We start from the raw sequence: 21,768 nt of genomic DNA, 5'->3' as shown, positions 1-21,768 counted from the left end.
AATATCGAATATTCATTGTATCTACCTCTGTAAGGTTGCGTTGCAAGCTTTATAGCTAGTATTAAATTTGAGACATGAAATTATATTCATAAATTTTTATTATTTATATTTGCTAAATAGCCGTTTATTTTTCCTATAATATTTTTTATAGCTGTAGATATTTTTTATATGAATATTACCTAAATATTGTTCAATATTAACAACTTGTTATTTGCCATAAACATACATTGCTTTGATCACTAAAACAGCCTATGATGTAACCAACTTAATACAATTAATATAAATATTTATAAAATCAATAATATACCAAGCCGATCTGTGTTTAGAAACGTCTTGCTTCTATGGTTTTTTCTAAAAATGAGTATGGTTGTCTTAGCTACATTTACCTAATTATAGGGAGAAGCTGATTGTCACCAACGATTGATTCTACAAACCCAGTAATGCCAGATCTATGCCAGCTTGTATATCTGAGCCACATTACGTCTACTGGTCTATCTAACTCTAGTACGCTTAATGATATCGCAGAAGTCGCAAATAAGCTGAATAAAATTGATGATCTTACGGGTATTCTTTGCTACGGCAATGGTTACTTTTTTCAATATGTCGAAGGTACTGAGCAAGCACTGACCAACCTTAAAAATCGCTTGTTAATAGATGATCGCCACAAAGATTTAAAAATATTGGATTTTTCAGCGATTGATGAACGCCGCTTTGAAGGATGGTCATTACGCTCTATTACGCTTGAGCGCTGGATGGTTAATGAGCCTAAGCTAAAAGCCTTTATGCCTTTTAGACCTGATAGCTGGAAGTCAAACGAATGGCAGCAGTTTTTAGATATTCTGCAAGGCTATTATGAAGCGCAGGAAGTGACTGGTGATACTGATTCTCAGCCGATAAAATACAGCACGCTAGGGTTAACATTAGGCAAAGTAGTAGGGCAGCACCAAGCATTTTTCTTGATCCAAACCATATTGGGTGGATTGATTGTGTTAGCACTACTGTGGCTGATTTTATCCGATAAGATTTTCTAAATATCTATACATGTATTTATGAAGTCAGCATAAATTGCTGGCTTTTTTTGTTTTTACAATCAGGTATTAAGTGGCTGTTAGGCTGCATGGACAAGGCGTAATAGATATATTTTATGCTGAAAAGTAGAAACTAATCCACATAAAAAAACCCTATCACAGTATGTTGTGATAGGGTTTTTAGTGGTACGCTTATTAGTCTTATCTAATGCTTAACAAGCATATTTGCTAATAAGTGACGCCAAATAGTGGCGTCCCCAGGGGGATTCGAACCCCCGTTACCGCCGTGAAAGGGCGGTGTCCTAGGCCTCTAGACGATGGGGACTAGTACAACGCTTCAGCTGCTTTCACCTTTATGCTGAAGTGGTGCGTATTTTAATGGGGTCTGCGCTTGCTGTCAAGCCTTTTTCTACGTCTTTTTAAAATTAAATATCTTTTTTTAAGCGCGCGACGTGGATGCAGGTCATTACGCTTCAAATGATATCGAATCCACAACGAAGTACAAGTACTAATCGTTAATGCAAGCAGCATATAGCCGATGATCGTCGCCCATAATTTAAACTGTGGTTCCATCATAAAGTCCCTCATAATAAGCTTTAATCGTCTATAACAGACGCTAAAAGCACAATAGGTAACTTAAACCATCTATAGATCTAATCATCGCTTGAGCAAGATGTACGCAAATGATTAAATCGTCCTGTTAAATTGTAAGGTTAAAGTTAGCAGACCTTACAAATAGCACTATTATGGGTAGCGAGCAACACGTACTCTGTAATAACTGATTTATTTGCTATTATCAGTCGCAGTTTCTGTGATTTCAGGCTCGCTGTGCATGGCATTAGCGAGCATAGGATAATTATTTAAGATATAACAAAATAGCTCAGCGGTTTTTTGCGTGTCATAGAGTGCAGAATGAGCGTCGTTACCATCAAAATCAAGTCCTGCGGCTTTACAGGCGCGTGCTAGTACCGTTTGACCAAAAGCAAGTGCTGATAAAGTCACCGTATCAAAGACTGAGAAGTTATGGAAAGGATTGTGGCTCTTATTATTGGTGCGTAATACCGCGGCATTTAAAAATGCCAAATCAAAATGTGCATTATGTCCGATTAACACACATTGACGGCAGTCTTCAGTACGGCGTACTTCTTTTAACCCTTTAAAAATACGACGTAGCGCCGTTTTTTCGTCTTCAGCAATGGCTTTACGTAGCGGATTATTGGGGTCAATGCCGGTAAAGGCGAGGGCACTTGGCTCAAGATTTGCCCCTTCAAAAGGTTCGATATGAGCATTGAATGCCTCACCCGGATAAAAAACACCCTGCTCATTCAGTAGTACAGGAATACAGGCAATCTCTAACAAGGCATCAGTTTGCGCGTTAAATCCTGCCGTTTCAACATCCACTACTACTGGTAGGAATTTCCGAAAACGCTCTTTTAGTTTCATGGGTGCTAGCGTTTCTGTCGTCGAATCTATAGGAACGGCTACATCTATTTTGGGTAAAGCGGTATCTTTTTTAATGGTCATATCAGGTTAAATCGCTTTTATCAGTCGGGCTATTGTGTTTAATAAAAAATAAACATCCTATGACACTCATACTATTTTTCAATGGAAAGATAGCATTGCTATCATAGGATAAAATACAGATAATTTTACTTTATAAAAAAGGGTTTTAATTAAAAAGTATCAAAATTATCCTTTGATCGACCAAGGTAATGTCTCGCCTGCCATCAATGGAGTTAATGAGCTACCATCAAAATAAGGATAATTTGTTGGTATTTGCATAGGTGCGTTAACAAGGGTGACAGTGCTCTCGTTAACGGGCAAACCGTAAAATTGTGCACCAAAACGACTGGTAAACCCTTCTAATCTGTCAATTTTACCAACACTATCAAACGCTGTGGCATATAAAGGTAGTGCAGTCGCCGCGCTATAGCAGCCAGCACAGCCACAAGCCGCTTCTTTTTTATCGGTTGCATGAGGCGCAGAATCAGTACCTAAAAAGAATTTTGGGTTGCCGCTGGTAGCGACATCAAGTAATACTTTCTGATGGCTTTCACGCTTTAAGATAGGCAAGCAATAGAAGTGCGGCTTAATACCGCCAAGCAATAGGTGATTGCGGTTAAACATTAAATGCTGCGGCGTAATAGTGGCAGCAATTTGATTGCCTTGTGACAAGACAAAATCAGCGGCATCACTAGTGGTGATATGCTCCATCACAATTTTCATGGTTGGAAACTTTGCGATGATTTGTACCATCACTTCATCCAAAAAGCGCTTTTCACGATCAAAAATATCAACATGGTCGTGAGTGACTTCTCCATGTAGCAGCAAAGGTAGATTATATTTTTCAAGCGCTTCAAAGACATTGACACAGGCATTGATGTCGGTGACGCCATCAGCAGAGTTGGTAGTGGCGCCAGCAGGATATAGCTTGACCGCTTGTACGATGCCAGACTTTGCTGCCAGCTCAATATCTTGTGCGGTGGTATGATCGGTGAGATACAAGGTCATGCGCGGGTCAAATGATGCTTTACGCTCAGCGCTCAGATTGCTGATTTCTAGATGTTGCATGATACGCGCGCGATATGCTTGCGCATCGTCGACGTTTTTGACTGGTGGTACAAGGTTTGGCATACAGATAACGCGATTAAAGCTCTCTGCCGCATGAGGGACTGTGGTTGCTAGCGCCTTATCGTCACGCAAATGAATGTGCCAATCATCGGGTTGTAGGATGGTCAATTCTCTAATTGAATCAGTCATAGTATCGTCGCGCTCTATATCGTCATATCTGGGAGTAAAAGGGAGTCTTGCTGTGCGGCTATCATAACAGATTTGCTTACCTGACTAAATATGTGGCTGAATATCTATACATAATATCTCTACAGAAATGGTAGGTAATTTATTCATCTGTAGAAGTAAGATGCCATGTTCACTCTATTATTGGCGAGAAAATTATTGCTTTAGTGGCAACTAAACTTGGGCAAAAACCTCATGCCTAACGGCAGTGCCACTTTTGCCAATGGTAAATATGATGTACACTGAGCGAGCAATCTATCTTCCTCGTGATATAGTCGATTTACCTATCATTAAATTCCTCATACTAGGAGTGTTTCATGGCTCAGCTTGATCCAAAAACTATTAATAAAATCGTATTGGCATATTCAGGGGGTCTTGACACCTCAATCATCGCTCGATGGCTACAAGAAACCTATGATGCAGAAGTGATTACTTTCACTGCGGATATTGGTCAAGGTGAAGAAGTTGAGCCTGCGCGTGCCAAAGCTGAAGCCATGGGTATCAAACATATCCATATTGAAGACTTGCGCGAAGAATTTGCTCGTGATTACGTGTTCCCAATGTTCCGTGCCAATGCCATCTACGAAGGTGAGTATCTGCTTGGTACTTCTATCGCGCGTCCACTCATCGCTAAGCGTTTGGTTGAAATCGCTAAAGAACATAATGCTGATGCGATCAGCCATGGTGCAACCGGTAAAGGTAATGACCAAGTACGCTTTGAGCTTGGTGCTGTTGCTTTATCTCCAGACGTCGTGACTATCGCGCCTTGGCGTGAGTGGGATTTATCGAGCCGTGAAAGCTTGATGGAATATGCTAAAGAGCATAATATTGCCATCGACTATGCGGGCAATAAGAAAAAATCCCCATACTCAATGGACGCTAACTTATTACATATCTCTTATGAAGGCGGTATCTTAGAAGATCCGTATGCTGAAGCAGAAGATGATATGTGGCGCTGGTCAGTAAGCCCAGAAGAAGCACCAGATGAAGCCCAATATCTGGAATTAGAGTATGAAAAAGGCGACATCGTTGCCATCGATGGTGAAGCGCTTAAGCCATATGAAGTAATGATTAAGCTTAATGAGATTGGTGGTAAGCATGGTATCGGACGTTTGGATATCGTTGAAAACCGTTACGTCGGTATGAAGTCGCGCGGCTGCTACGAGACGCCAGCGGGCACCATTATGTTAAAAGCGCATCGTGGTATTGAGTCATTGACACTTGACCGTGAAGCGGCGCATCTAAAAGATGAGCTAATGCCACGTTATGCTAAGACTATCTACAACGGCTATTGGTTCAGCCCTGAGCGTATGATGCTACAGGCGCTGATTGATAAGTCACAAGAATATGTTAATGGTACGGTACGTGTCAAATTATACAAAGGTGCTGTAAGCGTGGTTGGTCGTAAGTCAGATGATTCGTTATTTGATGAAAAAATTGCGACTTTTGAAGATGATGCGGGCGCCTATGATCAAAAAGATGCAGAAGGTTTTATTCGTCTGAATGGTCTACGTTTGGCAATTGAAGCCAGCCGTGGTCGTGATTTGTCAAAATAATTATTTTTGACTAAAGGCTTTTTTTAAATCATTTTGTTAAATGACCGATCAAAAAAGAGGTGCTATATAAATAGCGCCTCTTTTTTTTGCTGAGCGATTTCTACGATACTATTTTAAACACAGCTATGTTTTATTCAGCTTTTGATTTTTTATCATCAGCAGTGGTGTCTTCGTTCACCATAACGATAGCCACATCTTGCTGCTGTCGCTCTTCTAACACTTCCTCTGTAGCAAGTATGACACCGTTAGATTTTTGCGTTTGATATTTGATGGTTGCCAATATTCCAAGCCCACCAATCACGAGAATAATCAGCAGAATGACGGGATTCTTCCATAGGGGGACTGATGCCTCGTATTCAATCGGCTTTTCGCTAAGGGTGCTTGGTGTATTATCATTGTTGCTATTACTGCTCAGCAATCCTGAGCTGACCAACGGCGGCTTTGGTGGGTTGATAGGTTCAGAAGTAATGCGTAATCGATTACGCTGCAAATATATCTCTGATATTTTAGCCAGTTGTACTAGCCAGCGTTGATGTGGCAAGCCAATAGCCGTCATCGGTGCAAACATCAATAAGTCATTGTGTTTACCTTGTTGAATGTTTTCAGCTGAGCGTCCAATGGCTTTTAAGTAGTTGCCAGTTGCCAGTTGCACGTCTTTTACTGGATCAAATTGTTCGGGTATGAATGCTGTCAGCTCATACCAGTAAGGATCAAAAGCTGGCGGGTTCTCTGTCAATTGCTCAGCGATTAATAAGTAACGCTCGTCGCTAGCTACTGACTCTATTTTTACCGCTTCTACTGCTGACAATGTGGTTTGTGCCTCATCGCTATCATCAGCTGATTCGTTAACAGCTAAATTTGAGACAGGGATAGCAAAACGCGCTTTGGACAAAAATTGTGGCTGTAAGGCGAACCATTTATTCACCTCATCATGATCAAGTTGACTATACTCAACCAAAATAGCAAGCTCACGTAGCACAATGACGCATAGGGTAGTAAGCAAGATTTGTACTTGTGGCGCTGTCGCGTCAATCTGTGCTGCAATATACTCACTGGCTTTGCTCACCCGTGCATTATCATGGAATATCGCATCGGCGGCATCATGGCGATGGTATAACGTTGTATTTAGAGTGGCAAAATTCATAGAATTGTACTGGCGCATTTCTTTGACGGCACTGCGACCAAATAGCTTTTTGCTTAGAGCTTGTCCTTGATGGCGCTGCTGATACGCGAGAAGAGCGCTGATAATCGCCTGCAAGCTGGCATCCATTGCCAAACGCGCTTGCGGCAATGACAACGCTGCTGCATCTGCTAATAATGACACCAATGGCTTGGTATCTTGATATAGAAAATCATACATCGACACCCGTGTCGGTGAAATAGTCGTCATAATCTGCTAGCATCAAAAAGTGTGCCCCTATATTACGGTGTCAAATGTCTTGATACAATCCCTTGATAATAGAAAGACTCACTCATTTTTATGCTGCTATGGTGAGTTCAATATAAAAGAGTTACGTTCAGAGTAGCATTATGCTGGGATAAATTTCTCTCGCTTGCTGTGCGCTTCGCACTCCAGAGGCTTCGCAAAATTTATCCCAGCAGTACTGTATTCTTTTTAAATTGAATCGACTATAACAGCCATCATCGAAATAACTGCCGGGAAATTGCTATGACAGATAACGAAAATCTTACGACCCAGATAGTGATTAGCATTGCTCAGCAAACTTTGACCGTTTATAGGCGACAAAAAGTTATTGCTGAATATCCTATATCAACAGCCAAAAATGGAATAGGCAGTCAACAAGACAGTGGTTGTACACCACTTGGTCAGCATATCATTGCAGAAAAAATAGGCGGCAATGCGCCAAGTCATACGGTATTTATTGGACGTATAGCGACGGGAGAAATATATAATGCTGAGCTTGGGGCATTGAACCCTAAACGTGATTGGATACTAAGCCGCATTCTTTGGCTAAGTGGTCTTGAGGAAGGCTTTAATAAAGGCAGTAATAGTCAAGGTGGCTGCGATACTTATCATCGCTATATCTACATTCATGGTACACCAGACAGTGAGCCGATGAGCGTGCCACTCTCACATGGCTGTATACGTATGCGCAATCAAGATATTATCGAATTGTTTGAGCAGATTGAGGAAAGGACAGCAGTGAATATTATCGCCCAATAAAAGTAGTATTAAGTAGCTGTAGTAGTAATGTATAGATTATAAATTGACTCGACGATATAAAAAAGACAACCCTTATTCAGTGAGCTGTCTTTTCTCTAATATTGATAAACATAAAATGACAATATACTCAATTACCAAAATACAGAGCAATCATAAAATTTATCCAAATGTTTTTCTGTGGCTTTTTCTATTGGTATCGAAGCAGCATTTAACCAGCCTGCCGCATATAAAGCAGCAGAGTCAGAGCTGGCTTTACTTTGATAGTACTGCTGATAGTCAATCATATCGAGCTGTTGACCCAGTGCTTTCTGTGCTTTTACGGCACGTTTTAGCCAACGCTTGGTTTTCTTTTTGCTATACAAAGGTGCTACTAATTCGCTGATAGAACATAGATTTTTTAGATGAGCATGTAGGTTATGCAATGCTTTTATGATGGATTCTTCCTCTAACTCACTATTTGAATCATCATGGCTGTCCTCTAAATATTGCTCAGCTTCAAGTAATTTATCATAGTATTTAATAAGTACTTTTTCAAGCTTATTGATAGCCAGCTTATCTGTTTGAGGCTCAAGGCTAGGGTTGCTCATAGTAAAGGCGATGAGCTCAAGCAACATGATCTGGAAGTCGTTAGCACTGATTGCAGTCATTGGTGTAATTTTGATAGCATCAATATCCGCTGTCCAATCAACGATAGGTGCATCGTGATGTTGTAACATTGGTTCAATATGAGTACTAAGATGAGTAAGCTTACGATAATCAGCGAGTAAAGTAGCAGTTTGTTGCAGTATGGCTGACCAATCCGGATGGATCTCATCTGAGAAGCTATCAAAGGCTTGTAGTACAGTGTGCAAGCGCTCTATACCGATAGATAGCTGTAAAAGGTGACTATCGTCTTTACTGCTTGCCACGATGGCGCTGCTATTTGGAAGTATTTGCAATAAGCAGTTATGCACGAGAGCGCGTAAAAAAGCAGGCATAGTGATTTTTTTATTGATACTAAGGATGCTCAAGTCAGCAGCAGTGGCTGAGCTATAATTTTGTCCCTTAATAAGCAAGCCGCCACGCTCTGCTTTGGTCACGGTAGAGAGACACAGTTTATGACGTTGACACCACGTTTTAGCCGTCGTAAATAAAAAATCTAACTCACCTGCTATGAGCTCAAATTCAACTTCTTGAATGGCATCTCTTTGAGTGTCATCGGTGCCATGGATAATTTCTCCATAGTCGTAAGCCATCTCAATACTGTTAACGACTTCATCGCTCGTATCTTCTATCAATAAGCGGGTAGTACGCTCTACATCAGTCACATATAAACGGGTCAGTTTTTTAGCCAGTTTTTTGAGCTTAAAATCTGTCAATGCTGGGGCAATAAGGCTATCTTTATAAATCGTTAAATCAGGCATCAGCGCGTTATTTTCGAGCATCGCTTGTACCTGCTCATTGTTTAATGTCAAATTGTGCTCTAAACGCGCTGCGATACCATCGCCGCCCGCTTTGATAGTCTGCACCCAAGCATCACCCTCCTGACGAATACGCAGGCCGATACCAGCCTGTGCAAGCTGCTGGTCAGGGGTGTCATAATAATGCGCAGCCAGTTGTGTTACTTGTGATGATTTGACTTTCGCTTGGCGCATAAGCCCTTTTAATCGCAACTCTGGTACCAAGAATTTCAGCTCTATTTCTTGCATGATGGCTCCTGATTGTTTTAATAAATTTATATTATTACCATCGTATGAAAGCTATCAGTGAATAACAAGTAAAACTTTCGTTTTGGTTGGCTAAATCGAGCCAAATAATTATTGAGTAAATGAACATCAGTTAATTAAAACAGTGACTGAATAGCTCTGTTATTTGGGTAGATATCGTTATTTATAGCGCACAAAAAAGCCGCCCTACCATGTAGGACGGCTTTTCTCAAAACTTTTACTTATAAAATGTACTTATAAGTGGTCGGACATTAGAACTGGTTCATCGTGTTCTTGCCGCCGCCAGCTTTAAGGGCGTTTTCACCAGAGAAGATCTCTTTATGATCATCACCAAGGTCAGAACCCGCCATTGCTTGGTGTTTAACACAAGCGATGCCTTCACGGATTTCTTTACGTTGTACGCCAGCTGCATAAGCAAGCATACCATCTTCACCGAAGTAGCCTTTAGCAAGTTCATGAACGCTAAGAGCCGTGGTGTGATAAGTAGGTAGCGTGATTAAGTGATGGAATACACCTGCTTCACGTGCTGCATCGCGTTGGAAGTTTCTAGCCGCTTCGTCAGCTGCTGTATCAAGCTCAGTACCATCGTAATCAGCACTCATCAAGTCAGCTTTATTATAGGCAGATAGGTCTTTACCTTCTTCTTCCCACTGAGCGATGATTTGCTTACGGAAGTTCAGCGTCCAGTTGAACGATGGGCTGTTGTTGTATACAAGCTTGGCTTTTGGCTGTTGCTCTTTAATACGGTCAACCATCATTTTGATGTGTGCTACGTCTGGAGTCGGTGTTTCGATCCATAGTAGATCAGCGCCGTTTTCTAGAGCAGTTACACAGTCAAGGACCACGCGATCGATGTTGGTGTCTTCACGGAACTGATATAAACCGTTAGGCAAACGAACTGGACGTACTAATTTGCCGTTATGCTTAAGTAAGCTGTCGTTCTCTTTGGCGTTTTCTAGCGTGACTTCTTCCATCTCGATAAAATCGATGTACTGAGAAGCAAGATCGCCTGGCTCATTTGATACTGGGATTTTTTGCGTTAATGACGCGCCTTCAGAGTCAGTACGAGCAACGATAACACCGTCTTCAACACCAAGCTCTAAGAATGCATAACGAATCGCGTTTATTTTAGAGATGAAGTCTTCATGCGGTACGGTAACTTTACCCGCTTGGTGACCACATTGCTTGGCATCAGATACTTGGTTTTCAACCTGAATGGCACAAGCACCCGCTTCAATCATTTGTTTGGTCAATAGATACGTTGCTTCTTCGTTACCGAAACCTGCATCGATATCTGCAATGATTGGCACAACATGTGAATCAAAGTTTTCGATTTTTTCTAAGATAGCTGAGGTGTCTTGACCCGCTTCTTCAGCAGCGTTTAGCTCGCGGAAATAATCGTTCAATACTTTTGCATCTGCTTGACGCAAGAAAGTGTAGATCTCTGCAATCAGCTTAGGTACAGACGTTTTTTCGTGCATAGATTGGTCAGGCAGAGGACCAAACTCAGAACGTAGAGCTGCTACCATCCAACCAGATAGGTAGATGTAAGTTTTAGATGTTGTGCCAAAATATTTTTTCTTCGCATACATGGTTTGCTGTGCAACAAAACCATGCCATGCACCTAGAGACTGGGTGTATTGAGACGTGTCATTGTCATACTCTTCCATGTCTTGACGCATAATTTTTGCGGTGTACTTAGCAATATCTAAACCTGTTTTGAAGCGGTTTTGTGCCATCATACGTGCCGCATCAGTTTCGCTGATGTTCTGCCAGTTACCGTGTTTCTGTTTTAGTTCACGTACTAAATCGATCGCTGATTTATATGCAGTTGACATCTATAGTCTCCTTGGTGGTGAATAAATAAGTAAATTAAAATAATTTTGGTCTATATAGAAAGATGCTGGCAGAAGTAAAAATTTGAAATATAAGCTTCTTCCGTGAGCAGTCTCTACTAAACTATAAGAAAATGGTGATAAAAGCAATTAAAACCTGTCTCTTTGGTCAGCTTTTATTTTTAAGTCTCTTTTTTGAACAATTATTTCAGAGTTAATTGGTTGTTTTATAAGTATGTTTTGCTACTGAAGTAACTATTACCTTAAAGCGTATAAGATATTTGTCCAAGGCTGAAAAATAAGCACAAAAAACTAAGTTTCTATAAGATGCTGTTATAAATTTTATGTCCGTATTTCAGCATGAAAATACGATAAAATGCACTTAGTAACTTATTCATTGATATATGTATTAACAGTCTAATGTTGAATAGTCTCTAATGAGCGCTTGCTAGCCACTATAGCTAGGTTACCTTGATTTATCTAGTTTATGATTGTTATCTTGGGTATTTCGTTTAATTATAGTATATATAAAACAATGGCTTGTGATGGGTAGATTCAGTTATAATAAGCATATTCCAAAATAATTAACATAAAAATATCCTTATGTCATGCTGTTAGGGATGAATTGTAATAAATGATAGGATAGGAAATATCACGTTTATGATGGTATTTATTCTAAGATAAAGAGACACATATATGAATTTGCAGCGGGTTGATTTAAATTTATTGGTACATTTGGATGTGTTGTTGCGAGAAAAAAACGTAACGCGCGCCGCTGAGCAGCTAGGCATTACTCAGCCGGCGATGAGTAATATTTTGCGCCGCTTGCGTAAGTTATTTAACGACCCTTTGTTGGTGCGTTCATCAGAAGGGATGACACCGACCGAGCGCGCTCTTGAATTACAGCCTCGTATCCGTGAGATACTTGCCGATTTGACACAAGTGTTAGAGCCACGTACTGAGTTTCGTCCTTATAGTACCTCACGTGTTTTTCGTATTATGACATCAGATTATGCTGAGGCGACCTTGGTACCAAAGTTGGTGAAAGCGCTACGCTCAGAGGCACCCAATGTCATTTTAGATTTCTTAACGCCATCGGATGTGTCTTATCGTGATATGGAGCAGGGACGTGTAGATTTGGCAATCAACCGTTTTAACGAGATCCCGCAAAGCTTCCATCAAGTATTGGTATGGCGTGATACCTTTAGCTGCCTGTTATCGTCTGAAAGTCCTTATGCTCATCGCTTTAATCTTAAAAATTATCTTAAAGCGCAGCACGTTTGGGTATCAAAAACTGGTATGGGCGTGGGCTTTGGTGTCAATCCGGAAAAATCTGGTGGCTTAGGTTCTATCGATCAAGCTTTGCAGCGTTTAGGTCAAAAACGTCAAATCAGCGTCTTTACCCGTCACTATCAGATGCCTGCTATGCTGGCCGCAAACAAAGATTTGATTGCGACTTTGCCGACCCGTGTCGCAAAAATGCAGGCCAATAACGACAGCATTATTATGGAAGAGCCGCCTTTTTTTATACCAGAATTTGAGCTAACGATGGCGTGGTCGCCGTTATTGCAGCATCATCCGGCGCATCGCTGGTTACGTCAGCTGATTATGCACGTAGCACGTCAAATCGTTAATGATGAAGAAAATCCACCACAAGAAATCCCTGTGATCAATCACTTGTTTTAGGTTGTTTATTGTACAACTGTATATGGTCTTCTAAAGCTCAATTATGTATAGTTAAAATATCTCAAAAACGCTACAGTGCTGCTGGTATAAATTTTTTGCAGCCTCTGTCTGCATAGGCACAGCAAGCAAGAAAAATTAATATCAGCAGTACTTGATGTATCGATATTACTTTTCTCTGACTATATCAAACCAGCCATCGTGCTGGTTTTTTATTTGTCTAAAGTTGTCAAAACTCTCTGCATGAGAGGCTCTATACAAGATTTAGGTTTGCTTAGTAACACCGTCACATTCTTAACATCTTACTCACAATTCTTTATAACTTGTAAACCTACTCACCAAGCACTTTGTTATGATAGTCAAACATTAAGAAAAATGATGAATAAAATCTCTATTGTTAAGTTGTTCTATAAAGTTGAGCTGTTAGCAATAGGTTGTTTTATATACTAAAGACATTCTAATAAATAAGGATAATAATCATGGCAGATATTACTACTGTAAACCCAGCAACAGGCGAAGACATTAAAGAATATAACTATATGAGTAACGATAAGGTCAACAACATTGTTGAAGCCTCGCACCAAGCGTTTCTAGAATGGCGTAAAACTAGCCATGAAGAGCGTGCGAAGGTCATTAACTCTATCGGCGAGACCTTGATGAAGTACAAAGAGGAGCTGTCCCGTCTTATGACTGAGGAGCGCGGTAAACTATATAGTCAGAGTCTACAAGAAATTGATCTGTGTAAAGCGATTTGTGATTATACGGCAGAGAAAGGTGTGGCAGCACTTGCTGATGATGAACGTGACATCGAAGGTCTCAAAAAGGGTATTGTCACTTATCAACCCATTGGCGTTATCTACGGTATGCAGCCTTGGAACTTTCCAGCTTATCAAGTGTTCCGTTATACCATCGCCAATTTGATGGCAGGTAACAGTATTTTGCTAAAGCACGCAGCAAACGTGACTGGTTCTGGCTTATTAATTGAAAAAATCTTCCATGAGTCTGACTTACCTAAGGATTTGTTCCGTACGATTCTCATTGATCATGCTCAGTCAGAAAAGTTAATTGGTAATGATAAAGTACGCGGTGTGACGCTTACTGGTAGTGATGGTGCAGGTAGCATCGTCGGTCAGCAAGCAGCAAAAGCAATCAAAAAAGCAGTCTTAGAGTTGGGTTCAAATGATGCATTTATCGTTTTAGAGGATGCTGACCTAGAGCTTGCAGTACAAACTTGTACTTTAGCGCGTCTTATCAATAATGGCGAAACTTGTGTTGCTGCAAAACGCTTTATCGTTGTCGACAGTTTATATGACGAGTTCCGTAAGCGCATCGTTGAAGAGTTTGCAAGTAAAAAAGCCGGCGATCCTATGGATGACAGCTCTGATCTTGGTCCACTAGCGCGTAAAGATCTGCAAGAAAAATTGCATGCGCAAGTAGAGGAGAGCGTAAGCAAAGGCGCTACTATCTCTGTTGGTGGTAAATTACCAGAAGGTAAAGGTAGCTTCTATCCAGCGACTATCTTGGAAAATGTTGAAAAAGGTCAACCAGCTTATGATGATGAGCTATTTGGTCCAGTAGCATCACTAATACGTGCTAAAGATCAAGACGATGCTTTACGTATTGCTAACGACAGCCGTTATGGCTTAGGGGGTGCTATCTTCTCTAAAGACGAAGACAAAGCTATTCGTCTAGCTAATGAAGAGTTTGATACGGGTATGGTCTATATCAATGGTTATGGCCTTGCAAATCCAGCATTACCCTTTGGTGGCGTGAAAAACTCGGGTCATGGTCGCGAGCATGGTGGTTTCGGTATTAAAGAATTTGTAAACATCAAAGGTGTACATGTTCATAACAGTTAAGAACACGTACAAATGCTGAAGTTAAAACGCTCTAAATGTTAGATATTGAAAAGCCCAGTCATTCATAAATTGAGTGACTGGGCTTTTTTGTGGTCGATAGTTTTAAATGAGTGCTATCTTTCTGTGCTTGTTGCCATTGTTTTAACTGTTTAAATATAGCTTAAAAGGTAGCATCGGCATACAGGTGTGTTGCTGATTTAATAATTGCTCGTTGTTCAACGACAATACACCTTTGGCTAATAGCAAAATTGTCCAAGGTAACAGCTGATGCTCAAACTTTTGCACGCGCGTTTGCAAACTGCCAGCAGTATCTTTTTGATACACTTCTAGACAGGCTTGGGTTAGTACAGCGCCCGCGTCGAGCTCAGCGGTAACGACATGAATGCTACAGCCGTGCTGACGCTCACCTGCTTGAATAACACGCTGATGAGTATCCAAACCTTTATAAGCAGGCAAGAGCGCAGGATGCAGATTAATCATTGGTGCTGGCGTGTTATCAATAAATCCAGCACTTAAAACACGCATAAAACCTGCAAGGACAATCAAGTCAGGCTGCCATAGGGCAAGCTGAGCGCTGGCATGGGTCTCAAAAGTTTTGATGCCCATGCGTTTGCCGCTAGCAACGTGAGATAAGACCGCCACAGGAATGTCAGCATCTTTTGCCCGTGTGATGGCATAAGCGTCTTCACGGTTGCTAATAACGCCGACAATCTCAATTGGTAGCGCACCAGCTTGCATGGCATCAATCAATACTTGTAAGTTGCTACCGCTACCAGATACCAAAACAGCAATGCGTAATGGCTTGTTGGCATGACTGGTATTATTGGCTAGCATTAACGGTACACCACTGCATCCGCTTCACGCTTGACCATTTCACCTAATTTCCATGCTTTTTCGCCAGCATCATTCAAGGTTTGGATAGCAGCATCTGCTTTATCTTTTGGTACGACGATAACAAACCCAACGCCGCAGTTAAAGGTACGGTACATCTCGCTTTGCTCGATATTACCTTGGGTTTGTAACCACGTGAATAGCTCTGAGAACTGCCAGCTATTGGTATCGATGCTAGCGGCTAGCGTTTCAGGTAATACACGTGGCAGGTTATCGGTTAAGCCGCCGCCAGTGATATGTGACATCGCATGTAGGGCTGAGCTACCAAGGGTATCTTGCAAGGCTTTGATCGCTTTAACATAAATACGTGTCGGTGCCATTAAGGCATCTTGGATAGACTGACCATCTAGCTGCTCATTGCTACTAGTCACATCCACACCGCTGACTTCAATGACTTTACGTACCAATGAGTAGCCATTAGAATGCGCGCCACTTGAAGCAAGGGCAATCAGTACATCGCCTTCAGCCACATTTTCGCCAGTGATAACTTCCGCTTCTTCAACCACACCGACGCAGAATCCCGCTAGGTCATAATCGTCGTCCTGATACATGCCTGGCATCTCAGCCGTTTCGCCGCCGATAAGTGCGCAATTTGATAATTTACAGCCTTCACCTATACCCGTAACAACAGTAGCTGCAACATCGACGTCAAGCTTACCAGTTGCATAGTAGTCTAAGAAAAACAAAGGCTCAGCACCGCAAACCAATAAGTCGTTGACGCACATGGCGACCAAGTCGATACCAATGGTGTCATGTCGGTTCAATTGTAATGCCAGTTTAAGCTTAGTGCCTACACCGTCAGTACCTGAAACTAATAACGGTGAGGTGTAACCAGTCGGAATGCGACAAAGCGCCCCAAAGCCGCCAAGTCCGCCCACCACTTCAGGACGTGAGGTGGCTTTTGCCACGGATTTAATACGTTGCACCAACGCATCGCCAGCATCAATATCAACGCCAGCATCTTTGTAGCTTAAAGAAGGCTTGTTACTCATGGTCATCTCACAAATTTTATAGGGAATGAAGGTCAGTCAGTAAAAACGCGTGTCGGTCATATGAATTTTGCAGATTGTGCGCGCATTATACCCAAAAATCACCCTTACTCGCAAAACAACTTGCTTTTATTTGACCTAAATTTGCTTGATATCTATCTAATATTTCAGAAAGACGGCAATAAAGATGACATGAAAATTAAGAAACAAAAAATGACGGCTTTTTTATAGGACTCTGCGATAATAGAAGGCTAAAATTATGGTCAATAACTGTTTGCTATTGGAATGTTGTCGTTCAATAAGATCTATTATCAACTTTAAATCAAATCACTCTTTTAAATAAGCCCATTCGTAGGACTAGCCTTCATGACAAACCAATCAATAGACCCCTTTTTTCGACGCCTATTTATCGTCGTTGCTATTGTTGTGGCTATGGTTTTATTGTATTTAATGATGCCGGTCATTGTGCCGTTTGTCTTTGCTTTTGTATTGGCTTATTTGTTTAATCCATTGGTTAAACGCTTATCAAAATATATCAAACGTTGGATTGCCATTATTATTGTGTATTCGACGATTACGTTGAGTATGGTGCTACTACTCTGGTGGTTGATACCGACATTGTGGCATCAGCTGCAAGCAGCATGGGATTATCTGCCACAGCTTTTGACTTGGTATAATGAAGTCGTCCGTGAATGGTTTGCTAGTAATAGCCGTATTCGTCTACCAGAGCTTGAGTCTAAGGGCTTCTCTGAGACCTTGGTTGAATACATGCAAACCAATTATAAGTTTGAAGATGCTGGTACCATGATGAGCCAAATACTGGCGTCTAGCATGAACTTTATCAATAATGCTGGGCTGATTGTCCTGGTGCCGATTTTGACCTTTTATTTCTTATTTAATTGGGATCAACGCTTACATACATGGAAAATGGCGATACCTGCGCCATACTGTAAAAAAGTGATTCAAATTGCGCAAGAGTGTGACCGTGCTTTGATGGCTTTTATTAAAGGTCAGCTATTGGTGATGGTCTTACTAGGTGCTATTTATGCTGTGCAATTGCAGCTTATCGGGCTTGAGCTTGGGCTGATTATTGGTATGGTTGCAGGTATTGCTAGCTTTGTACCGTATTTGGGCTTTGGTATTGGCTTCGTTGCCGCGATTATTGCCTGTCTGTTTCAGTTTGGCCTAGATTGGACGTATTTATCCTTGATTGCTGGCGCATTCTTGATTGGACAAGCTGCCGAAGGCTATATCTTGCAACCGCTACTATTGGGCGACAAAATTGGTCTATCGCCATTATGGGTAATATTTTCGGTACTGGCAGGTGCAAGTTTGCTCGGTTTCGTTGGTATGCTGATTGCGCTGCCAGTGTCTGCTGTCTTGAACGTGTTATTCCGTCATTTTTATACTCATTATCAAACGACTGACTTTTATAAAGGTCGTAAGCAGTTGGCATTGTTTGAAAAAAAATAATGTTGTTGTATGTATAGCTGCCATGAAGTCCTTCAGGTGACAGGGCATATCATAGTCGTTTGCCGGCGTGATAAAACAGGATTGATTGGGTGTTATGGGTAAAAGACTTGTCAGTCATTTTGCAAATATGTTATATATAGGCGCAGTAGTAACGGTATTGACCTTTACTAGGTTGGCTTTGGCTAAAATGAATTTTACCAAAGTCAGTTTATAAGTATATTAGTCGTTTAGCCTTTTTATTGATTGTGCTACGCAAACCGAGTTGATGATTCATGGCAGAAGCACAGCTAAGTCTCAATCTGGACATAAAGCATGATGCAAGTCTCAGCGACTTCGCCGGTCCGGGTTGGATGTCTATTATCGATGCAGTACGGCAGCTCCATGTCGGCCTGATAGGGCAGCTGTACCTATTTGGCAGTCCTGCTACTGGCAAATCGCACTTATTATCCGCTATTTGTGAGTCGTTTATTGAGATGGACAAGTCAGCGATTTGTCTGTCGTTAAACGAGCTGATTCATACCGATGTCAATGTATTATCATCGCTAGAAAATTTCTCTTTGATTGCGATCGATGATTTGGAAGTCATTGAACAAAACAGTCAATGGCAAGAAGCTTTATTTCATCTGATCAATCGTAGCCGCGAAGGGCAGCGCCAACTTTTATTTGCCGCTAATAAGCCTGCATCCGAGCTACCGTTTCAATTGAGAGATTTGCTCACCCGTTTGGCACAAGCGCCCTCATTTAAAGTACCGACAGGACATGATTTTGCAGACCGCGAAGCATTATTACAGTCAATATTACGCAGACGTGGTTGGCAGTTTGATGAACGTATTACCAATTATCTGCTCACTGAAGGACCGCATCGTATTGGCGCAATGATGGAGGTGCTCAATTACATTCAACCCATGTTCTCCAACTTGGGTCGTAGTAATATATCAAAAGCGGTCATTGCTGACGCGCTGCGTACGATTGATGAGCAGACGCTTGCTGCTGAACTTGCTGATATCGCACAGGAATCGCAAGTAGACAATGATGCCGCTGATCAAGACCATCATACTCAGCATACGATGCCACTTGATTTTTAGCAGTCAGAATACAAACTTTCTATCCGAAATGCTTTTTACTACTATTGGAAAAATTATGAAATCAAATGCGTCTTTGCTAAAAAAACTGTCTATCAGCGCTGTGTTTGTTGGGGCAGCTTCTGTGTCTATGCTGTCTCAAGCAGCAGTTACTTTAGTGGTCGATGATCATATTAAAGTGACGGCAATTAATGGTCAAGAGCTGACACAGAGTCTTCTTCAGCCATTGACCAAGTCATTTACCTTGCAGCCAGGTAAGCATGTGATTACCGCTAAATATGATCGTCTTTATGATCTGCGCCGTGATGAGCATGATTATTTGCGTTCAGGTAACGTCAGTGTTGCCGCTGAATTGGCAGACAATCAGACCTATCGCTTAACCATGCCAAATCAGCCAGAAGACTATGCAGCTGCCAAGAAGTATGCTGAGCGTCCAACGCTTGCGATACAAAGTAATAACACCATCATTGCCAGTCAAGAAAGTGTCGGTGGTAATAGCAATAGCTTATTCTCAGGTCTTGGTAAAGCATTAGGTGGCGTATTCGGTGGTAGCGGTGATGCTGAGCTACAAAACCAGCGTGCGATAGCTGCACTCGATCAGCCATCCGTAAGTACTAACAAGTCAGCAACTACAGGTGCTACTGTGACGCAAACGACAAGTGTCAACGCATCTACCAGTTCACTTGATCAGTTTATGCAAATTTGGCTACAAGCCACACCTGCTGAGCGTGAAAAAATGCGTCAATGGATGCAAAAGTAAGCTTTGAGATAAAAAAGTAAAAAGATTGCACATAAAAAAAGCACCTATATTAGGTGCTTTTTTTATATCTTAGATTTTGTGACTATTCAGCTTTTAGCCCAAAAAAGCATTATACATCCATATTAATTTTTCTTGCTCTTGTACATAAGCATCAACAAGATCCGCTGAACCCTGATCTTCTGCTTCTGCTGCTAGAGTCGATACTTGACGTTGTTCTTCAATTAGCTCTTGTAAACCTGTCACAACGCCTTTAACACAAGTAGTGCCGTCTTTAACGTTCTTATCTTCTTGAATGCTGGTATGCTCAGCAAAATCGCTATAAGCATGTAACGGTGTGCCGCCTAGGGTCAAAATACGTTCAGCGATTTCATCGATTTGGATTTGCAGCGCGGTATATAGCTCTTCAAACTTTGGATGTAAAGTGAAGAAATGCTCACCTTTGACGTTCCAATGATAACCACGAACATTGATATAAAACATATGATAGCTAGATAGCAGACCATTTAACTTGCTGATGACTTCGCTCATATCTGCTTTTTCTAGACCGATCTGGTTAGTGTCGTTATTATTGTTACTCATTATATTATCCTTTTCATTGAGTGTAGGGTTCAAACATCAAGTTATTAAACCTTTAAACTTAAGCAATTTATAGCGAGCGATTATTAAACTAAAGCCTAAATAACCGCTTACTACGCGTTACTCAACCTTTGATGCTTACTATTGTAGCAAGCATGCAAAAATAAGTTAAATTAATCAAATTAAAATTTGTAATATATTTTATAAAACAACTAAATCCTTGGTCTAACAGAAAGCAATAAGCCTATTTAGCAGGTATCTGTAAGCTTTCAGAGTTCAGACCTTTTACTGCGACTACTTCTAATAAATGCTGGCGTACTGTATCGATAGGGAATTTTTGAGCTTGCAAGCGTTTAGGAATAATCTGACTGCCTTGCTGACCTTTCATCTCAAACATCATAAAGATATAGTCGTCGGTCTCATCCCAGCTCTTCACAGCGCTCCAAGGAATCACCGCTTGTTGGGTGCTACCTGCACGCATCTGCATACCGCGCATCTGATTGCTACTAAACATATCTGACTGATTGACCGGCACTGCCATTACCAGACCATGCTTCTGTACACCTAGTTTCATTTGGCGCATCTCATCAGGCATTTCTTGCTCAGCGACTTGCTTTTCAAACTCTCTTTTCACATACCATTTAAAACCAAGCGTACGAACCAGTAGGTAAATAACAACGGCTGCTAGCATCAGCCAAAAAATAATGGTCGAATAACCGGTCAAAAAAACCAGCCCAGCAATGGCTAAAACCACAGCGACTGCCATGATAATCCATTCTTTAAGCTTGATACTCGACAGACCAAATGACGGGCTGGCACTAGAAAATAGCTCATACTGTGCTTGGTGGAATTCTGCCTCGGTTAGGTTTAAGGCAACAGGTTGCAGCGTGTAGGGGTACAGAGCCATAAAGGTTTCTCAAAGACTTATAGTGAAAACGTTAAATTAAAAGCGCCAAACGTCGACAACAAGGTAATATTTGGCTGGAAATAGAATAAAGATATGCGCTTATCTTACCGAAAATCGCCCTTAAATGAAACATATAAGCCACTCTGTTCGCTAATAGACACCATATTTAAGCCATTAGTAAAGGTAAGTCACATTTATAGAGAGCTTGCGACCTTAAGTTATATTATTAGCACGTTAATACGAATAACTATTTCCTATGTAAAGATTAAGAGAATAGAAGTTCAAAACTCAGTCAAGAGATGGGCAAAAAACTGCCAAAACATGGTCAAAACAGCCGCAGCTTGGTATTATAGCGGCTACCATCTAATTTTAAGCAAAATCAGGCAATCGAGCTCAGATTTTCATTATTTTCACACCTTTTATCCACTTTTAGCGCGACAGG

Annotated in this window: 17 protein-coding genes and 1 tRNA gene; 8 read left to right on the top strand and 10 right to left on the bottom strand. The window is 41.2% G+C overall.

Annotation, left to right across the window (positions count from 1 at the left end):
• Positions 1-407 precede the first annotated feature (407 nt).
• A complete protein-coding gene (locus PSYCG_RS09770; RefSeq protein ID WP_020444051.1) occupies positions 408-1,031 on the top strand; it encodes a BLUF domain-containing protein in 624 nt (207 codons plus the stop codon).
• Positions 1,032-1,277: 246 nt separating this feature from the next.
• On the opposite strand, the gene PSYCG_RS09765 is transcribed toward PSYCG_RS09770, so the two are convergent.
• The 3 genes from PSYCG_RS09765 to pyrC form a co-directional block, all read right to left on the bottom strand.
• A tRNA-Glu gene (locus PSYCG_RS09765) sits at positions 1,278-1,353 on the bottom strand.
• Between the two features lie 458 nt (positions 1,354-1,811).
• Positions 1,812-2,552, bottom strand: a complete 741-nt coding sequence (gene rnt / locus PSYCG_RS09760) for a ribonuclease T (RefSeq protein ID WP_020444050.1) — start codon at positions 2,550-2,552, stop codon at positions 1,812-1,814.
• Positions 2,553-2,717: 165 nt separating this feature from the next.
• Positions 2,718-3,788, bottom strand: coding sequence for a dihydroorotase (pyrC, locus tag PSYCG_RS09755; protein WP_011514185.1), 1,071 nt, complete (start codon positions 3,786-3,788; stop codon positions 2,718-2,720).
• Positions 3,789-4,141: 353 nt separating this feature from the next.
• On the opposite strand from pyrC, the gene PSYCG_RS09750 reads away from it, so the two are divergent.
• Entirely contained in the window at positions 4,142-5,380 is a 1,239-nt protein-coding gene (locus PSYCG_RS09750; protein ID WP_011514184.1) for an argininosuccinate synthase, read from the top strand.
• 130 nt (positions 5,381-5,510) lie between these two features.
• Here PSYCG_RS09750 and PSYCG_RS09745 read toward each other — a convergent pair whose 3' ends face one another.
• Positions 5,511-6,770: a hypothetical protein gene (locus tag PSYCG_RS09745; protein WP_041772300.1), complete on the bottom strand. Its 1,260-nt coding sequence runs from the start codon at positions 6,768-6,770 to the stop codon at positions 5,511-5,513.
• Positions 6,771-7,049: 279 nt separating this feature from the next.
• On the opposite strand from PSYCG_RS09745, the gene PSYCG_RS09740 reads away from it, so the two are divergent.
• The gene (locus PSYCG_RS09740) at positions 7,050-7,565 is read left to right on the top strand and encodes a L,D-transpeptidase (RefSeq protein ID WP_020444048.1); all 516 of its coding nucleotides are present in this window, start codon (positions 7,050-7,052) and stop codon (positions 7,563-7,565) included.
• A 131-nt stretch (positions 7,566-7,696) separates the two neighbouring features.
• Here PSYCG_RS09740 and PSYCG_RS09735 read toward each other — a convergent pair whose 3' ends face one another.
• Together PSYCG_RS09735 and PSYCG_RS09730 are read right to left on the bottom strand one after the other, a co-directional pair.
• Positions 7,697-9,253 carry a CYTH and CHAD domain-containing protein gene (locus PSYCG_RS09735; RefSeq protein WP_020444047.1) on the bottom strand — a complete coding sequence of 519 codons (1,557 nt, stop codon included), beginning with the start codon at positions 9,251-9,253 and terminating at the stop codon, positions 7,697-7,699.
• Positions 9,254-9,522: 269 nt separating this feature from the next.
• A complete protein-coding gene (locus tag PSYCG_RS09730; protein ID WP_011514180.1) occupies positions 9,523-11,109 on the bottom strand; it encodes an isocitrate lyase in 1,587 nt (528 codons plus the stop codon).
• A gap of 693 nt (positions 11,110-11,802) precedes the next feature.
• On the opposite strand from PSYCG_RS09730, the gene PSYCG_RS09725 reads away from it, so the two are divergent.
• Positions 11,803-12,792, top strand: coding sequence for a LysR family transcriptional regulator (locus PSYCG_RS09725; RefSeq protein ID WP_011514179.1), 990 nt, complete (start codon positions 11,803-11,805; stop codon positions 12,790-12,792).
• Positions 12,793-13,268: 476 nt separating this feature from the next.
• Complete coding sequence (locus tag PSYCG_RS09720) at positions 13,269-14,648, top strand: NAD-dependent succinate-semialdehyde dehydrogenase (protein WP_020444046.1); 1,380 nt, start codon at positions 13,269-13,271, stop codon at positions 14,646-14,648.
• Positions 14,649-14,789: 141 nt separating this feature from the next.
• On the opposite strand, the gene purN is transcribed toward PSYCG_RS09720, so the two are convergent.
• Together purN and purM are read right to left on the bottom strand one after the other, a co-directional pair.
• Positions 14,790-15,482, bottom strand: a complete 693-nt coding sequence (purN, locus tag PSYCG_RS09715) for a phosphoribosylglycinamide formyltransferase (protein WP_020444045.1) — start codon at positions 15,480-15,482, stop codon at positions 14,790-14,792.
• On the bottom strand, positions 15,482-16,531 hold the full coding sequence (gene purM / locus PSYCG_RS09710) for a phosphoribosylformylglycinamidine cyclo-ligase (RefSeq protein WP_020444044.1): 1,050 nt from the start codon (positions 16,529-16,531) through the stop codon (positions 15,482-15,484). The genes purN and purM overlap by 1 nt, the downstream gene beginning before the upstream one ends.
• 363 nt (positions 16,532-16,894) lie before the next feature.
• On the opposite strand from purM, the gene PSYCG_RS09705 reads away from it, so the two are divergent.
• From PSYCG_RS09705 to PSYCG_RS09695, 3 genes are all read left to right on the top strand, one after another.
• The gene (locus PSYCG_RS09705; protein WP_020444042.1) at positions 16,895-18,001 is read left to right on the top strand and encodes an AI-2E family transporter; all 1,107 of its coding nucleotides are present in this window, start codon (positions 16,895-16,897) and stop codon (positions 17,999-18,001) included.
• A gap of 272 nt (positions 18,002-18,273) precedes the next feature.
• Positions 18,274-19,086, top strand: a complete 813-nt coding sequence (gene hda, locus PSYCG_RS09700; RefSeq protein ID WP_011514174.1) for a DnaA regulatory inactivator Hda — start codon at positions 18,274-18,276, stop codon at positions 19,084-19,086.
• Positions 19,087-19,141: 55 nt separating this feature from the next.
• Positions 19,142-19,843, top strand: a complete 702-nt coding sequence (locus tag PSYCG_RS09695; RefSeq protein WP_020444040.1) for a DUF2057 family protein — start codon at positions 19,142-19,144, stop codon at positions 19,841-19,843.
• Between the two features lie 93 nt (positions 19,844-19,936).
• Here the strand turns inward: PSYCG_RS09695 and PSYCG_RS09690 are convergent, their stop codons facing one another.
• Both PSYCG_RS09690 and PSYCG_RS09685 read right to left on the bottom strand, forming a co-directional pair.
• On the bottom strand, positions 19,937-20,422 hold the full coding sequence (locus PSYCG_RS09690) for a Dps family protein (protein WP_020444039.1): 486 nt from the start codon (positions 20,420-20,422) through the stop codon (positions 19,937-19,939).
• 241 nt (positions 20,423-20,663) lie between these two features.
• Entirely contained in the window at positions 20,664-21,326 is a 663-nt protein-coding gene (locus tag PSYCG_RS09685) for a YcxB family protein (RefSeq protein ID WP_020444038.1), read from the bottom strand.
• Positions 21,327-21,768 lie beyond the last annotated feature (442 nt).

Source organism: Psychrobacter sp. G, assembly GCF_000418305.1.
Taxonomy (GTDB): domain Bacteria; phylum Pseudomonadota; class Gammaproteobacteria; order Pseudomonadales; family Moraxellaceae; genus Psychrobacter; species Psychrobacter cryohalolentis.
This window is presented reverse-complemented; position numbering and strand designations above follow the sequence as displayed.

Bases quoted from the DNA above. Each gene is read 5' to 3' on its own strand.
- rnt (WP_020444050.1), bottom strand. From the start codon at position 2,552: ATGACCATTAAAAAAGATACCGCTTTACCCAAAATAGATGTAGCCGTT.
- pyrC (WP_011514185.1), bottom strand. From the start codon at position 3,788: ATGACTGATTCAATTAGAGAATTGACCATCCTACAACCCGATGATTGG.
- PSYCG_RS09750 (WP_011514184.1), top strand. From the start codon at position 4,142: ATGGCTCAGCTTGATCCAAAAACTATTAATAAAATCGTATTGGCATAT.
- PSYCG_RS09745 (WP_041772300.1), bottom strand. From the start codon at position 6,770: ATGACGACTATTTCACCGACACGGGTGTCGATGTATGATTTTCTATAT.
- PSYCG_RS09740 (WP_020444048.1), top strand. From the start codon at position 7,050: ATGACAGATAACGAAAATCTTACGACCCAGATAGTGATTAGCATTGCT.
- PSYCG_RS09735 (WP_020444047.1), bottom strand. From the start codon at position 9,253: ATGCAAGAAATAGAGCTGAAATTCTTGGTACCAGAGTTGCGATTAAAA.
- PSYCG_RS09730 (WP_011514180.1), bottom strand. From the start codon at position 11,109: ATGTCAACTGCATATAAATCAGCGATCGATTTAGTACGTGAACTAAAA.
- PSYCG_RS09725 (WP_011514179.1), top strand. From the start codon at position 11,803: ATGAATTTGCAGCGGGTTGATTTAAATTTATTGGTACATTTGGATGTG.
- PSYCG_RS09720 (WP_020444046.1), top strand. From the start codon at position 13,269: ATGGCAGATATTACTACTGTAAACCCAGCAACAGGCGAAGACATTAAA.
- purN (WP_020444045.1), bottom strand. From the start codon at position 15,482: ATGCTAGCCAATAATACCAGTCATGCCAACAAGCCATTACGCATTGCT.
- purM (WP_020444044.1), bottom strand. From the start codon at position 16,531: ATGAGTAACAAGCCTTCTTTAAGCTACAAAGATGCTGGCGTTGATATT.
- PSYCG_RS09705 (WP_020444042.1), top strand. From the start codon at position 16,895: ATGACAAACCAATCAATAGACCCCTTTTTTCGACGCCTATTTATCGTC.
- hda (WP_011514174.1), top strand. From the start codon at position 18,274: ATGGCAGAAGCACAGCTAAGTCTCAATCTGGACATAAAGCATGATGCA.
- PSYCG_RS09695 (WP_020444040.1), top strand. From the start codon at position 19,142: ATGAAATCAAATGCGTCTTTGCTAAAAAAACTGTCTATCAGCGCTGTG.
- PSYCG_RS09690 (WP_020444039.1), bottom strand. From the start codon at position 20,422: ATGAGTAACAATAATAACGACACTAACCAGATCGGTCTAGAAAAAGCA.
- PSYCG_RS09685 (WP_020444038.1), bottom strand. From the start codon at position 21,326: ATGGCTCTGTACCCCTACACGCTGCAACCTGTTGCCTTAAACCTAACC.